Source organism: Moritella sp. 5 (assembly GCF_018219455.1).
Lineage (GTDB): Bacteria > Pseudomonadota > Gammaproteobacteria > Enterobacterales > Moritellaceae > Moritella.
In genome coordinates, this window is sequence record NZ_CP056122.1 from 1354320 (window position 1) to 1369986 (window position 15667).

The window sequence follows — 15667 nt, forward strand, 5'->3', positions numbered from 1 at the left end:
TAGGTAGCTCTTTTTTATTGATACTCGTTTGCAATGTTTAATCGAATGGACAGAAACGGTTTCTTGATAAAAATTATCATTAAATGTTCTGTCTTATATGTCTAATTAATATAAATGAGTTGTGAATAGGGAATTACAGGAGGTCTCGTGGTATTGGTGTCCATTCAACTACTGTGTCATTACTTAAAATAGCCATAATGGAAGTCGATGGAATGACTCGATTGTCTGATAAACGTTTATCTTTTTGATAAAAATTTGCAACTATGATGCTTCCATCGCTAAAGGTTGTTTGTTGTAATAAGCCCCGTTTATCCAGCCATTTAAAATCCGTCATGGCTTTATCCCAAAGCACTTGATGAATAGGTAAAAACCCTTGTTGATAGTGCTGCAGCGCTTTAATTCGTGGTGCATCAGTATTTGTTACTTCATCTCGACTCAAATGCACCATAGCTGGCGTGTTATATAGCATAGAGGTTAAGTCACGTTCGACTTGTACATCAGAGAATTTTAAACTGTCGCTATGCCAATGGTGGCTGTTGATCAGTTCATCATGAAATACAGTTTGATACAGTGGGACCTTGTATTGAGGAGAGAAAAACAGCGTTTTGTATGGCTGTTTAACCTGAGCTGGCTTGAAGAAGAAACCTGGTTTATAGTCCGGATACCAAGCACCCAAAAAATAGGGGGATTTTCGATTACTGTTCATGTCTTTATCTGTCCAACCAAAACCAACGGTTTCCATGCCATGTGCAAAAGCAATGCCTTGTGTTGTGAGTGAATTACCATCTTCAGAACCTAATACTACGTCTTGATTTGATGCGATCCATTCCATGCGCTGGTTAAAGGCATTAAGCATTTTAGTCTCGCTCATTCTGTTATTTTGAGCGTAGTCTTCTCTTACCATACCCGTTGCATCTACATCCAAAAATAGGCTGTTGAAACGACCATATTGGATTACATCTTTAATACGTTGCTCTACATAGCCTCGATTACAGGCAGGGTTTAAATAAAAACCATTACTACGGAATCCTTTTTTCTTGTACCCGTTAGCCTTTTCTATTGCACACTGCTGGCGCATGGTATCTGGCAGTTGAGCTGTTAGCCAACCATCGTTTGTCCCTTTGGCAATCGCAGTATTGTAAGAATCGTAAGTACCAATGAGGTAACCTGCTTGTTTAGCTTGAACGACTACTTGGGGTTGGTAAAATGCTGGCATCCAGTTATCTAAGCCGAGCCAAAGCTTGGTCAACCCAGCAGAAATTAAGTTATTGATCATATCTTTCGATAATGCTTGTCCCCAGCGTCCAGCGTCGATTAAATAGATATGAGCATTGGTGGCTAACCATGCTTTTCTTTTTTGCGCTGCTTCAAATTGCTGTTTTATGCCATTTTCATTTGGAGACGTTTTTTCTACTTTAATTAGTTGTGTTAAAGACAAGTTTATACTTTTAATCAGCAAGTTCTTGTCGTATTTGCTCAGCCAATGTGTCCCTTTTTTCAGATTGCGAAGTTCTTTCTTTGCATCTTTGCTTGGTATTAAGTCTAATTGAGTAAAGTACCACTCTTTCAATCCCCACCAGTCTTTAACATCTTCTACTGCAAGAACATCACGACCAAATAAATATACATGACTTGCACCAATTAAACGTTTAAGTAGAGGTTGCCTAGCTAGCTTTTCCGATAGTGACGTTGCAAAGCCTTGTTGTTTTCGCCATTGACGATATAGCTTTGCACCACTGAGTTGATCACAGCCTAAAGTAATTAAAACTGCAAATGGCTCATCGTGATTGAGCATAGTGAATTGGTGTGTGGCTTGCATATCTAGTTTTTGAGCTGTGATAGAGAAGTCGAGCTGATTATTGGTTGGATTAAGCAGCTGGTAGTTTACAAAGTGGTTTGTTTTACCCGTTACTTCAACACTCCAAAATGGCATTTTAAGATCTTGGGTTGTATTAGAGTTAGAGTGCTCCTCGACTATATACCTAATCCAATCTTGGTTGTTCGTAGGGATACGCATCCCTTCATTGAATGGTATTATTAACGTGTTCGCTTGCTTGCTCGGTAAATCAAACCATTTAAGTGTTAAGGGCTTGTTACGGAGTGGCGGGGTTTTAGACATTAGATCGAACGTGATTTTTAGTCCTTTATCAAAAGTAGCATTCACCATAATATTACTCGGTTCTAGTAGCCAAGATGCTGACTTACCTGAGGTTTGGGTAACCTGTGAGGCATGTTGGCGGGTGCCCTCAACCAAAAGGGCTGATTCACTAATCTGTGCTCTCGTCGCTTCGGTATACCAATTAATCAGCAACGCGCTAGGCTCAATAGCAATAGACTGATCGTCATTTTTCAGTGTGATAAGGTTCGATAGTTTACTTTTTGCCTCAGCATTAATTGCGGAAAAAGGCAGAGTAATCCCCGCTAATAAAAATATAATATAAATCGGTTTATTCATAACAAAGGAATGTCCGTTGGTGTAAAGATAAGTACATTACAAACTAACTTTGGTTACCTTTTGTCATCCATTTGTCTTTTATCGATTCAATGTTGGATAGTTGCAGGGAAAGTGAATCTTTGAGCGTATTCTATTTTGATTGCACCTTGATATTCAGACTGCGATACCACGGCACTTAACCATTTAGCATGATTCGGAGGCTGAGCTGGAAGATGGGTATTTCTATAGCCATCGGAATTTAAATTCGCAGTGTTAAGCTGGATTGGTTGTGAATTACCAAGCATAGAGAACTTGTCGTTAAACCATTGCCAACGCATATTCGCTGGTTGGCAACTTACTAGTGTTTTTGGTACTTGAATACTAATTGCTGAAGCTACATGACTACGATTTACTTTTATCCAAGGTTGCTCGTAGCTGGAAGATAAAATAATAGGATAAATCGCCTGACCAATGGTTAATTGGTAGAAACCAGACATTGGTGGATAAACAAGACTATCACTTTCTAATTCAACGTAGCCCTGCTCTGGTTCAGCAGTATTGTCAGAGATCCAGACTCGTCCTTGCTGATCACGTAAAGAGATAGTAGTGCTCTCCTCTACACCGTCAAGGGATACCTTAAGTTGGTAACTTTGATGAACTAAATTAGTCTTCTTCTGAATTATTAATGTGATATGACGATGCTGATTAAATGGTAAATCGCCAATTAACTGCTTACCGCATTGAGATCGACTAATAATTATTTGTTTGGTTTTTTCCCAGAACCTTTCATCTAGTGCTTTCTGACCTAAGGTTTGTTGCATTTCTTGCCAAGCCAGTTGGGTATTGCTCATAGCCAAAGCAGAATACACCGATGCGAGGGGGGTCGGCATAAACCAATCATCAGCAACGACTTGTTGGCTAAAGGTGAGCGTTGTGGTTACTAGCACAAGCAATCGTTTTATTGTTCTCATAATGCAGCCTCAATGAGTCGATAGCCAACACCACGTAGCGTTTTGATATTCAGTACTGGTAATTTTTGTCTCAACTGGAGAATATGATTGTCGACTGTTCGCGTCGATGGGAATGTTTGAAAGCCCCATATTTTATTGAGTAACTCATCACGATGAAACACTCGCCCTTGATTTTGAACTAATAGCAGCAGGAGCTGAAATTCTTTAGGTTTCAAACTTAGCTCTTTACCGTCGCTAACGACCACTCGTTTGGATATATTTATTTGGACATTCTGGTAGAAAAGTTTACTTTCACCTAATGGGCGCAGCTGAGCATGAATACGCGCGAGTAGCTCTAGGTGTGAGAAAGGCTTTACCACATAGTCTTTAGCGCCCGCCATCAAGCCTTCAATGCGTTGGTCAATTTCGACTTTGGCAGTTAATACAATCACAGGGATCGCTTTTATCATAAGCCATTGAGGTAGCAAAGTTAAGCTGTCACCTTCAGGTAACTGCCTATCTAAAATGACTAAGTCAGCTTGCATCCAGTGCTTTTTGACTTTTTTGCTGTCACTGAGCCACTGGCAATCGAACCCCTCGTCGATGAGATATTGACGAAACCCTTCACCGAGTAATTTATCGTCTTCAATAAGAAGAATCTGCGTCATAATGGTAACTCCAAAATACAGCGAGTAGGATTGTGATAGTAGACAAATCTGCCACCCATCTTTTTCATTAAGCGAGTAACAATCGTTAGTCCCATTCCCATGTTTTCGTGGTTAGTTCTGGGTTTAAATCGTGTCATCAGTAGATGGTACCGATTTGGAAAGCACCCCTGATCGATTACTTCAATTCGTAACAATTTATTAGTGGTAACAAAAATTGATACTTCACCCTTACCATGGTTCTGAGCGTTCCTCAGTAAGTTATCTAGGCAGATTCCGAGCCAGTAATAGGGCAACGTTAATTCTTGATCATTGTCCAGTCTATAATCCAGACTGTATTTATCCAAACAGTGATCGAGCCAATCCGAGAGATAAGCTGTTTGCTTTTGGAACTGAGTGTGAGGATCGACACTTAAAAATCCTTTGCTCGTTTCTGTTAGTTGGGACAATCGTTGGTGATCAGCGAGTAAGCGTCCAAAACTCCGCTGAGCGTTCTCGTCAAATTGATCAAAGTGACGGCGAAATTGCTCAACCGTAAAGCCCAAACTCGTGATTGGTGTTCGTAGTTCGTGTGTGAGTAATTGCAATATAAATCGCCGCTCCTTGGCTTCGTTTCTATGGCTAACTAAGCCTATAAATAAGAAACTTGTAGCAAGCAAAGCTAGTATTGAAATTAACCATTTAAAATTATTCTTTCTTGGTAGCAATGGCTGAATACACAAGTTGCTGTAGCTTACGCCACATATTTGTTCCGCGCTATTTTTGAGTTCAATATTGATTTTCAACGGTGCTAAGAGTTGTCGCCAGACTTGTCCCTTAATACCCACTAATCCGAACTCATCGTTAAGCCATAGCTTGTCATCTTTGGCAAGGTAGGCTCGATATCCTGATAGCAGTACATCACTACCTTTCGCTGAAATAGTATCAAACAACTTATGTAAGGGGTGGTGTGGGTTTGATAGTGTTAGCTCTCGATTATGATTTGCGATAAATGAGGTTTGCTGGCTAGAATCTAAAGACGCCAAAAATCGGTCTGAATAACTGCCACCTGCAGGGTGGAGCATTTCGCCTTGATTATACCAACCATCATCTAACGTTTTGTTACTACAGATTGCTTTCTCAAATTCAATCGCACGAGCTAGCTTAGTACGCTTTTTACTCTCTAAATCAGTAAATTTCGTTGGTAACTTACAGGATCGGTGTAATTGCCATAATGTTTGAATGTCGTCCCAAGTATAGTTTTCGAAATTAGGGTATTGATTATTACTAAGCAACAGTGGCGCAGGATAGCTATTAAGCTGTTCCAGCGTAATCTTGGTTTCAGAGGGTAAGCCAGAGGCCTGCTGGTAAAATGACCGCCAGCGAGTTTGCAAGTTGGAGGTCTCGCTAGCTGCTTGAGTAATAACAGAAAAACACAAGATAAAAACACTAAATAACAGCCTAATAGATCGAAGATAAAACAGATTAAGAATCATGAATTTGGAATATCTCTTGGTTGGCTTATTAATTATATTTGATATTATAAACGCTTTAACAACTCATTTGTCACCTACATGTCATATTTTCACTTTTGGTATTAATTAAAGGTATGTAACAAACGGCGACAAATCAATTCATAAGGCTGTTCTGTAACTGGTCTATGCTGTTTTGTTAGTACGTTCAACGCGGCCTTTAACTTGAGAGCTATTAGTACAAACAACTCTGTATTTAATTTATTTTGACTAGGTCAAGAGAGATCACTTTTATGTTCAATAGGCTATTAATATAAGATGAGGGGTCTGTGGTAAATTGAAATGTAGCAATTTCAATCAGGCATTAGTTTATGCCTGCAGTTATCATGGTTTCAATCTTTTAATTGGATACGCAGGTAGAAAGTGAGAGCTGTAGAATATAATGAAGAGCGGATAAAAAGAGTTTGTGATTACATCAATAACCACCTAGATGAAGATATATCACTTGAAAAATTGAGTGAAATGGCAATATGTTCTAAATACCATTTTCATCGTATCTTTAAGTCATTCATGGGGGTTAGCAGTATTCAGTTTGTTCAGCTTGCCAGAATGAAGCGAGCCTCTTTGAGATTAGCAACCGAACCTGAGCTAAGCATTATTGATATTGCTTACGAGGCACATTTCGAAAGCCCTGAGGCGTTCTCGCGTGCGTTTAGAAGAATAGTTAAGCAATCACCGTCCCAATTTAGAGATAACCCTGAGTGGCTTTCGTGGCGATCAACATATCAATTTAGAGCACCAATAATAAGAAAAAACGTTATGGACATAAATATTTTAGACTTTGAAGAAAAAAAAGTTGCACTGATCGAGCATAAAGGTAACCCAGCATTGTTTCCTGAGACAGCCGCAAAATTTCTCTCTTGGAGAAAAGAAATAAGTTTATCACAGCCTCACAAGGATAAGCTTTCTTTTGGTATAGCTTATAATGACCCAAGAGATACATCACATTCTGAATTTCAGTTTGATCTTTGTGTAACTCATGATGGCGATGTTCTTGATAATAAATACGGTGTTAAATCCGGTGTTATTCAGGGGAGTCGATGTGCAGTTGCTCGGCATTATGGTAGTCACGAAAATTTGATGGAAACTAGTGGTTCCTTGATTAATTGGTTACTAAATAGCGATGAAGAGCTAGGCGATCTGCCTTGCGTTTTACACTACGTAAAATGGGATCCTGATGAGAGAGAATTAATTACTGATATCTACTTGCCAATAAAATAAATAATTGACAAGAATGAATCTTATTGTTTGTTTACGTTATTTTCAATGTTGATAACGGATTTAATTTCTAGCTCAGTGTCGTGGCCATAATTTTTTATTCTATTACGTTAGGTGCGAGGTATGTGCCTAATAGTAACGTTAGGCACATACAATACTGTCAATATTTTGTTATCTGGGCTTTTTGTTAAGGCTTACTTATGCAACGCATTCACGATCGTATCAACATTATATTGCATCATTTTTAAGTATGTTGCTGCGGGTTCATCTGCAGCAGATAACGCATCTGAATACAATTTACCACCAACTTTAACGCCTGTTTCACGACTTATTTGTTCAATTAGACGATTATCGGCGATGTTTTCCATAAATACAGCATTTACGTTGTCGTGACGAATTTGTTTAATTAATGCGGCTACATCCGCTGCGCTTGCTTCTGATCCGGTACTGGTTCCTTGCGGCGCTAAGAAGGTTACATTAAAGTCACGTGCGAAGTAACCAAATGCAGCGTGTGGGGTGATCACTTTACGCTGCGCTTCTGGTACCGTCGCAAGTTGAGCACTTAGTTTTAATTCTAATTTATCTAGTTTTTGAATATAGTCTTTCGCATTTTGCTGATAGTCATTTTTATTTTCAGGATCTACTTGAATCAAGCCTTTTGCGATATTGTGTACGTAAACTTTTACATTTTTTATGCTATGCCAAGCATGAGGATCTATATCGCCATGGTCGTGATGTGCATGGTCGTGATGTGCATGGTCGTGATGTGCATGGTCGTGATGTTCATGCTCGCCGTCGTGATGTGCATGTTCGTCGTCATGGTGTTTATGCTCGCCGTCGTGATGTGCATGTTCGTCGTCATGGTGTTCATGTTCGTCGTGATGTTTATGCTCGTCGTCATGATGCGCATGTCCGCAGCTATGGCCTTCTTTTGTGCTGATCTCTTCGATACCGTTAGCTGCAACAACTTGCACGCCTTGGTAGTTAGCCGCTTCAATTAAACGTGGCATCCAGCCTTCAAATTGTAATCCATTCGTGACAACTAGCTGTGCTTTGGATATTGCTTTAGCATCTTGAGGTGTCGGATTAAATACGTGCGCATCGCCGTCAATTTTAACTAAATTTGTCACGTTTACATGCTCTTGACCTACCTCTGATACAAGGTCGCCAAGAATCGAGAAGCTACTGATAACAGCAATTTTTTGTTCAGCCATTACAGCGGTACTGGTACTTAAACCAAGAATTATCATGGAGGAAGTAAGGGTTGATTTAAACATGTTATTGTCCTTATAGGGCTAGATATTAACGCGTTGAGTTTTTTCTAGCTGTTATTTTTAAAGATTAATCCGCCTTGACGGCCAAATATTAATGAAATGATATAAAGTATGCCGAGTACCAGTACAATCGCGGGACTGGTTGCTAAACTTGCATGGTAAGAAAGAAATAGACCGAAATAGCCACTGATAACTGCTGTGATAAAAGCCACGAACAGCATGCCACCTAAGCGATTAGACCAAAAACGGGCAATCGCTGCGGGTAGGATCATTAAACCAACCGCCATTAATGTACCTAATGCATGAAAACCAGCAACCAAATTGAGCACGACAAGTAGTAAAAAACCATAGTGAGCAACAGCACTCAGTTTGCTGATGGTTTTAAAAAAGTGAGGGTCAACACACTCCATGACTAAAGGACGATACAGTATCGCGAGTGCTAAAATAGAGATTGTAGCGATAATGGTGAGTAGTATTAAAGCATCATCATTAAGTGCTAACGTTGAACCGAACAGCACATGTAATAAGTCCACATTACTGCCATTAGCCGAAATGATTAACACACCGATCGCGAGTGAAAGTAGATAGAAGGCGGCTAAACTTGAGTCCTCTTCGGCATTGGAATGGCGTGCCACCATGCCAGCTAATACAGCTACAACACAGCCCGCGACAATACCACCTATCGTCATAGCTGTGACAGATAAACCCGAGATAAGAAAACCAATCGCAGCACCAGGTAAAATGGCATGTGCCATTGCATCGCCTGTTAGACTCATGCGCCTAAGTGTTAAAAATACGCCGACCGGTGTGGCACTAATACTAAGTACGAGAATTCCCCATAATGCCCGTTGCATAAATACAAACTCGGAAAAAGGTGCGATAAATAATTCATATAACTGTGCACTCATGATGCTTGACTCTCGATACCAGCTGAAACAGAAGCCACAGTGTTTTCGTTAGTGCTACTGTCTGGGATGTTATGTATAGGGCTATGAAAAGGATTATTAAACGTGTTATGAACAGCACAATGGGCAAAATGTTGATAACCCGCTTGGATCAAATGTGATTGGGTAAGCACATCTTTTGTTTTTCCTGCTGCGATCAGTGTGGTTGCAACTAGGAGTGTTGAAGGGAAATAACGTTGTACCAGCGCCAGATCATGAATAACAGCGATCACAGTTTTACCTTGTTGCTGACATTCCTTAATCACGCGCATTAATAATTCAGTCGTTTGTGCATCAATGCCACCAAATGGTTCGTCAAGTAGCAGGATATCAGCGTCTTGCAATAGCATGCGAGCAAATAACATGCGCTGAAATTGTCCACCAGATAACTGACTTATTTGACGTTCAGCCATATTTTCTAGATCTACTTTTGCTAATGCCTGTTGTAATAAATGCTGTTCCTTACGACTAAATATCCGCCAAAAACTACAACGTTGCCAAGCGCCAGCAGAAACAAACTCAGTCACTGTGATAGGGAATTTACGATCAATCTGATTCGTTTGTGGTAAGTAGGCAATGTTGTTTAAACTTAAGTGACCAAGCTCAATAGAGCCCGATTCTACGGTCATTTGTTGCATGATACTTTTTAATAAGGTTGATTTTCCGGCACCGTTAGGCCCTACAATCGCGACTAAATCCCCATTGTCAATGGTGGTTGTTATATGGCTCAGTGCGAGATTTTGCTGATAAGCAACGCTTAAATCATTTATTTTGATCATGGTCATTACCCTATGAATTTAAACAGAGTAGACCACAGAAAAACAGTGATGATGGCAGAGATAGCAAGGCGTGAGAATAGGCTGCATAGCAGTAAAGATAATCGCTGTCTTTGATTTATTGCATGACTATTTTCTGGTGTATAAGATGATAATGCTGGCATTTTATATCGATTTCTAATACTTCAATTGAATTTGCAGCAATGTTATAACATAACAATATAGGTGTGCAAGAATAATGTTATGTTATAACAAAACAATTATGCATGTTTATGCCTAACTTGAGTTTAAACAAGCTGGGTGTGATACTGAACTTATACTAATCCCAAGACATCATGTCAGTAAATAATATGCTAAGGATGATAGCGAGATGGAACAAGCGCATTTAGAACATTACCTCCATAATTTAAAAGCCGCCCAGCAAGGATACCCCTTTGGACCAGATGTATTGGTCTATAAAGTGATGGGTAAGATGTTTGCTCTTCTGACAAAAAATGAAGCTGGATGCAGTGTAAATTTTAAGGCTCAGCCGAGTGATGTTGAGGTGTTGGTAGATGAATTTATGGCGATTAGCCCAGGTTATCATATGAACAAAAGACATTGGATAACCGTAAAGCTTAAAGGGGATGTACCAGCAGGGATGATCGAAAACTTAGCGAGTCAATCTTATGCTTTAGTTGTGAGTAAATTGACTAAAAAATTACAGCTGGAATTGGATGAACTAGCCTATATTGAAAAAGAATAATGGCTAATTTCAGATGATTATAAATAACTTACTCTGTTGTTAATCGATTAAAAAGTGTGATCTGGAGCACGTTTATAATTCTAGTCTAAACTTACGTATAACTTCAAATAGCATGTTTCACTTTCACTTAATTTCATTTGATGACTCATTGCCTTGTATGTAGGGAAATTACCATGAATTTATGTAAGTATTTGTTTTTATTCGTTGTATGGGTGTTTTCGATTGGGGGGACATATGCTGAAATATTAGAAATTGGTGAATATTCTGATTTTGATAGTTTAAGCAGTGCATACCAAGCAGCAAGTCCGGGTGATGAACTTGTATTTACAGATAGTAGAACATATGAAGAAGGGTTAAATGTTTATAAAGGAAATTTAACGATTCGCGCAGAACCCGGACAGTCACCGACGTTAACAGGTACTGGATCCGCCTATCAAGGCATATTACATATCGGCCGAGATGGTATTGTCATCGACGGGATAACATTTGATGGTGAAGGGGTATCGAACAAGCTCGTGTCTACAGGGGCAAGAACCTCTATTATTGTCCGAAACTGTGAATTTAAAAATGCGAGTTATGGTTTATTTGTGCTTCATACAAAAGCGGATCAGCGTGAAGATTTAATCATAGAAGATAATGTATTTAATAATAATGGCAATGATTTATGGTTACACAATGTAAGTGGTGGTATTGCCCGTAATAATATTGCGAATTCTGATAACGGTAATGGTATTACTGTTGGTTATTGGAGTTCGGATATGCACGTGCTAAACAATACGGTTTATAGTAATGGTAATGAGTATTTGATGCGAAACCGTGGCGGTATCAATATTCAAGGTAATGATAATTATGTTGCCTATAACACCTCTTATAAAAATACATGGGGTATCAGTTTATCACAAGGTTTGAATAACATTATTGAACATAATACTTTGTGGGATAATACTCATGAGAATGTATATTTTAGTATTAATTCAAATAACAACACCATGGAAAATAATCTAGATTACTTTACTGATGATTTTGAAGGTTATGGTATTTCTATTTTACTTTATCGATCATCGGGCAATGTTATTTCCCAGCATACATCAGTCAATGCCTCGCGTGGTGTTTGGTTTTCTGAAATGGGTGGTCCAAGTACCAATAATAGTGTTATTAACTCATTATTCTATGGTAACGATAAGTTGAACTCTATTGGTATTGACGCGAAAAGCCAATCTTACGCACAAAACCAGTTAACCCATATATCCGTGCATAATTACAAGAAATTAGTACATGAGAACTTAACTTTCACACAACTGTTTGAAAATGATCCTAAGTTAAGTAGCGTGTTTTTGTTCAACCCTACAAGCTGGGCACTAACGGCGAATACATTGGGCCAACCATTGGGGTCACAGGGGGTCGATTCGAGTGTGGTAGATACTTTATCCTGTCAACCCGCATTAATTACTGGTAAGCCTTTATTAGGCGATGATATGGCTCTTAATCTTGACATTGCGCTTGTTGATTCTTTCGGTAATGAAAGAACAGATGTTAAGCCACCTGTAGTTGAAGTCACTTATAATGATCAATATCTGGATTCAAACGCATCTGCTTCACACTCCCAATTAATGCAGATCTGTACGAGTAGTTATGGTAATAAATTAATGTTAGGTGGTAATGGTTGGACATTTGACATTGGGGCTGAGAATTTATCCGATGGTAATTATCAGGTGATGTTAAAATCGTCTGGTAACTATTTGATTGGCGACGATTGTAGTGGAGTGTTTTCTCGTCAGTATGATTAATTAGCCTATTGTCATAGAATAAAAAGCCCTGATAGATAATTTATTAGGGCTTTGTGGCATTTTATCCATTTACTATCATTGGATCTAATCAGCTATTTTAGTACTTAGTTTCAACCTCTATCGCTTTTAATAAACTCGCGTGAGAGTGAAGTCGTTTGCTGTAACGGGAAAGGTTAGCAAAATTATCAAGTACGTTATTATTTGCTAAGATCTCAACAATGAATGACATCATGATATCGGCCCCCGTTAATTTCTCACCAACAAGGTAAGTTTTATCTGTTAACGATTCATCGAAATAACTGATCACTTTTGTTATTTCTATATCGGCATAAGCAGCCATGAAGTTTGTTTCGCAACCATCTTTTTCAACAAACATTTTCAGTAAAAGCGGTAAAATAGCAGAGCTTTCTGCAAAGTGGATCCATTGTGAATAATCGACATACTCTTGTGATGATTGCTTTGGTGCGAGCCTATCTGCGGCATACTTATTAATAAGGTACTCTGTGATTGCACCTGATTCGGTAATCACAAGTCCATCATCTTCGATTACCGGCGATTTACCTAAGGGATGAATGGTTTTTAGTTCTGGAGGGGCTAAGAATGTTTGGCTATCACGTTGGTAGGCGATGACTTCATAGTCCACACCTAATTCTTCTAATAACCAGATGATACGTTTAGAACGTGATTTATTTAGATGGTGTAATTTAATCATTTTAACCTCTTACTTAGCTACGTTAACTACAAGTTTGCCGAAATTTTCACCTTGTAGCATACCGGTAAATGCTGATGGCGCATTTTCTAAACCGTCAATCATGTGCTCACGATATTTAATTTCACCTGATTGTAGCCACATCATCATCTGTTCAAAAAACTCGTTATAGCGATGTGCATAATCATCAAAAATAATGAAGCCTTGCATCTTAATACGTTTAACCAATAGGGTGCCCATTAATAGAGATAAACGATCGGGCCCTGATGGTAATTCGGTTGCATTGTACTGCGACACTAAACCACAAACAGGAACACGTGCCCCGGTATTTAACTGGGGTAGGACACTATCAAATACTTTACCGCCAACATTTTCAAAGTAAACATCAATGCCGTTAGGGCAAGCAGCTTGTAATTGTGTATCAAAGTCGTCAGCTTTATGGTCAATACATTTATCAAAACCTAATACGTCTTCAGCGTATTTACATTTTTCAGCTCCGCCTGCGATACCTACTACGTAGCAGCCTTTTAATTTACCAATCTGACCGACTGTTGCACCCACTGGGCCAGTTGCTGCTGCAACAACAAGCGTATCACCTGATTTAGGCTGACCTATATCTAACAGTCCCATATAAGCAGTAAAGCCAGGCATACCTAAGATGCCAAGCGCATAAGAGGGGTTAGTTGGCTCAGCGCCTAATTTTATCAGGCCTTCACCGTCTGAAATGCCATAATCTTGCCAGCCGATATAAGCAAGAACCCATTCCCCAGCTTGATAATCAGGGTGTAGAGAGGTCACAACTTGACACACGGTCGCGCCAACCATAGTGCCATCAATATCGACAGGTTCAGCGTAAGATGCACCGGCATTCATACGACCACGCATGTAAGGGTCAAGTGATAAATAATTTGTACGTAATAATATTTCGCCTTTTTCAGGAGAAGGTATGGCAGTTTCTTTAAGGCTAAAGTTAGCCGATGTAGGTGCGCCAACAGGACGTGAAGCAAGTGTAATATGGCGATTAATTGAATGCGATTGAGGCATAGAAGACCCTTATTTAAGTCGTTTACGATACTGGATGACCGTTCGTCTTTTTATTGGATGTGCAAATTTTGATTAATTTCTAACGCGTTAACGATACAGCTTAGTAGACCGGTCGTCTATTAACTCGCGGTTTTTTTTGCGGACTTATCAATATTTGTAATCTAAACTTCGATGTGCATCACGTTTTTGATTGTTTTTATTCGAGTATTGTTATGAAATATTTAGTTATATTTTTAAGTTGTTTGTTATTGACAGGTTGTCCCACTGGCAGTGATGGTAACGTTGAGCGGAATAGCTACCCCGGTGAGGGCGGCGATGCTTTGCTACCTGATTATGCCGTACGGCTCAATTTAAACCCCGCTGGACTCCGTCTTGATGATAAGCAGAATCGGCTAGAGGACTTACTCGATTTAACCAAAATAGGACCTGAGGGCGCGAGCGTGGAAGAAGATTCACCTGAGTGGTTTTGTGTTTTAGATAATAAAACAAAATTGATGTGGGAAGTTAAATCGGTGGTTGGTAGTGGCGATGTTAATGATGCTGACTATAGTTATTCGTGGTTTAAATCGAATGATGCTGACTTTAATGGGCATGGTGTTACCGAAAATGGTGGTATTTGTGTCGATAGTAGTAGCTGTGACACTGAAAAATTCAAAATCGCTATGAACGGACTCGATTGGTGTGGTTACAATGATTGGCGTTTACCCACTCGTTTAGAACTACAAAGTATTATCAATTATTCGCAAATAATACCTGCCGTTGAAACTGTGTTTTTTCCTCATACTCAAAGTCTTAATTACTGGACTGCTGATATTGATATTGACGATTTGGAATCCGCTTGGATGGTTAACTTTTTATACGGCCATATCCAAGGTAATTTAACCAATATTCCAAGGGCTGTACGTTTAGTGCGTAATCAAGGTCCGCAATAAAACCAGTAATTTAAAACGTTGATATAAGCTATTTAGTTGTCATAAAAGGATGTTAATGATGAGCTTTAATATAACCCGGCACCTATTACTTAATACGAGCACTATTTTATTAGTCGTGATGTCGATGACTGCCAAAGGACTCGAACAACGCTGTAATGATAATGCTCAGATATCAACACCAAATCAACGTTTTTTTAATACTAGGCAAGGATTTTTATTTGATAAAGCAACCCGCTTAGAATGGCAAACTTGTGTTCGTGGCCTGGTGGGAAATCGATGTCAGAATGGTACGGTTCGTTATTTTACGTGGTGGGAAGCGATGATAGAACCAGCTGCATTTAATGCTACAAATGATGGTCATACTGATTGGCGATTACCTAACATTAAAGAGCTTTATAGTATTATAGAAACAGCATGCGAAGAGCCAAGTTTAAATAAATCGATCTTTTCCAATCACCCATTATCTCCAGCGGTATCTAAATCGTGGTCGAGTACACCAAGCGGTAGTAACCCAAGTAAAGCTTGGCAAGTCGACTTTCAAAATGGATTATTATATGACATTTCGAATGGCGAGCGCTTAACAGTACGTTTAGTTCGAACCTGTGATGAAGTTTGTCAGCAAGCATATGATTAGTCTAAGTATACGTATACGTATACTTTAACCGCTATAACTATATT

General features: G+C 39.2%; 14 protein-coding genes. 5 read left to right on the forward strand and 9 right to left on the reverse strand.

Going from position 1 to position 15667, the window contains the following annotated elements:
- Positions 1-133: 133 nt before the first annotated feature.
- From HWV01_RS06080 to HWV01_RS06095, 4 genes are all read right to left on the reverse strand, one after another.
- The gene (locus tag HWV01_RS06080; protein WP_211674563.1) at positions 134-2455 is read right to left on the reverse strand and encodes a glycoside hydrolase; all 2322 of its coding nucleotides are present in this window, start codon (positions 2453-2455) and stop codon (positions 134-136) included.
- An 86-nt stretch (positions 2456-2541) separates the two neighbouring features.
- The gene (locus HWV01_RS06085) at positions 2542-3405 is read right to left on the reverse strand and encodes a DUF2861 family protein (protein WP_211674564.1); all 864 of its coding nucleotides are present in this window, start codon (positions 3403-3405) and stop codon (positions 2542-2544) included.
- Positions 3402-4052, reverse strand: a complete 651-nt coding sequence (locus HWV01_RS06090) for a response regulator transcription factor (protein WP_211674565.1) — start codon at positions 4050-4052, stop codon at positions 3402-3404. Before HWV01_RS06090 ends, HWV01_RS06085 begins: the two co-directional genes overlap by 4 nt.
- The gene (locus HWV01_RS06095; protein WP_211674566.1) at positions 4049-5422 is read right to left on the reverse strand and encodes a DUF3404 domain-containing protein; all 1374 of its coding nucleotides are present in this window, start codon (positions 5420-5422) and stop codon (positions 4049-4051) included. The genes HWV01_RS06090 and HWV01_RS06095 overlap by 4 nt, the downstream gene beginning before the upstream one ends.
- Before the next feature lie 501 nt (positions 5423-5923).
- Between HWV01_RS06095 and HWV01_RS06100 the strand changes: the two genes are divergently transcribed.
- Positions 5924-6781, forward strand: coding sequence for a GyrI-like domain-containing protein (locus HWV01_RS06100; RefSeq protein WP_211674567.1), 858 nt, complete (start codon positions 5924-5926; stop codon positions 6779-6781).
- Positions 6782-6972: 191 nt separating this feature from the next.
- Here HWV01_RS06100 and HWV01_RS06105 read toward each other — a convergent pair whose 3' ends face one another.
- From HWV01_RS06105 to HWV01_RS06115, 3 genes are read right to left on the reverse strand one after another with little or no spacing between them, the layout of a single operon-like run.
- On the reverse strand, positions 6973-8055 hold the full coding sequence (locus tag HWV01_RS06105) for a metal ABC transporter solute-binding protein, Zn/Mn family (RefSeq protein WP_249185457.1): 1083 nt from the start codon (positions 8053-8055) through the stop codon (positions 6973-6975).
- A gap of 44 nt (positions 8056-8099) precedes the next feature.
- On the reverse strand, positions 8100-8960 hold the full coding sequence (locus HWV01_RS06110; protein WP_211674568.1) for a metal ABC transporter permease: 861 nt from the start codon (positions 8958-8960) through the stop codon (positions 8100-8102).
- Positions 8957-9775: a metal ABC transporter ATP-binding protein gene (locus HWV01_RS06115; protein ID WP_211674569.1), complete on the reverse strand. Its 819-nt coding sequence runs from the start codon at positions 9773-9775 to the stop codon at positions 8957-8959. Before HWV01_RS06115 ends, HWV01_RS06110 begins: the two co-directional genes overlap by 4 nt.
- A 367-nt stretch (positions 9776-10142) precedes the next feature.
- Here HWV01_RS06115 and HWV01_RS06120 point away from each other — a divergent pair, with 367 nt between their 5' ends.
- Together HWV01_RS06120 and HWV01_RS06125 are read left to right on the forward strand one after the other, a co-directional pair.
- A complete protein-coding gene (locus HWV01_RS06120; protein WP_211674570.1) occupies positions 10143-10517 on the forward strand; it encodes an MmcQ/YjbR family DNA-binding protein in 375 nt (124 codons plus the stop codon).
- Between the two features lie 173 nt (positions 10518-10690).
- Positions 10691-12304 (forward strand): nitrous oxide reductase family maturation protein NosD, encoded by a 1614-nt coding sequence (locus HWV01_RS06125; RefSeq protein WP_211674571.1) that lies wholly within the window; start codon positions 10691-10693, stop codon positions 12302-12304.
- Positions 12305-12401: 97 nt separating this feature from the next.
- On the opposite strand, the gene HWV01_RS06130 is transcribed toward HWV01_RS06125, so the two are convergent.
- Positions 12402-13016 carry a glutathione S-transferase family protein gene (locus HWV01_RS06130; RefSeq protein ID WP_211674572.1) on the reverse strand — a complete coding sequence of 205 codons (615 nt, stop codon included), beginning with the start codon at positions 13014-13016 and terminating at the stop codon, positions 12402-12404.
- A gap of 9 nt (positions 13017-13025) precedes the next feature.
- Positions 13026-14057 carry an NADP-dependent oxidoreductase gene (locus HWV01_RS06135; protein ID WP_211674573.1) on the reverse strand — a complete coding sequence of 344 codons (1032 nt, stop codon included), beginning with the start codon at positions 14055-14057 and terminating at the stop codon, positions 13026-13028.
- 212 nt (positions 14058-14269) lie between these two features.
- Between HWV01_RS06135 and HWV01_RS06140 the strand changes: the two genes are divergently transcribed.
- Together HWV01_RS06140 and HWV01_RS06145 are read left to right on the forward strand one after the other, a co-directional pair.
- Positions 14270-14989: a DUF1566 domain-containing protein gene (locus tag HWV01_RS06140; protein ID WP_211674574.1), complete on the forward strand. Its 720-nt coding sequence runs from the start codon at positions 14270-14272 to the stop codon at positions 14987-14989.
- Between the two features lie 55 nt (positions 14990-15044).
- Positions 15045-15623, forward strand: coding sequence for a DUF1566 domain-containing protein (locus tag HWV01_RS06145; RefSeq protein ID WP_211674575.1), 579 nt, complete (start codon positions 15045-15047; stop codon positions 15621-15623).
- The last annotated feature ends 44 nt before the right edge of the window (positions 15624-15667 follow it).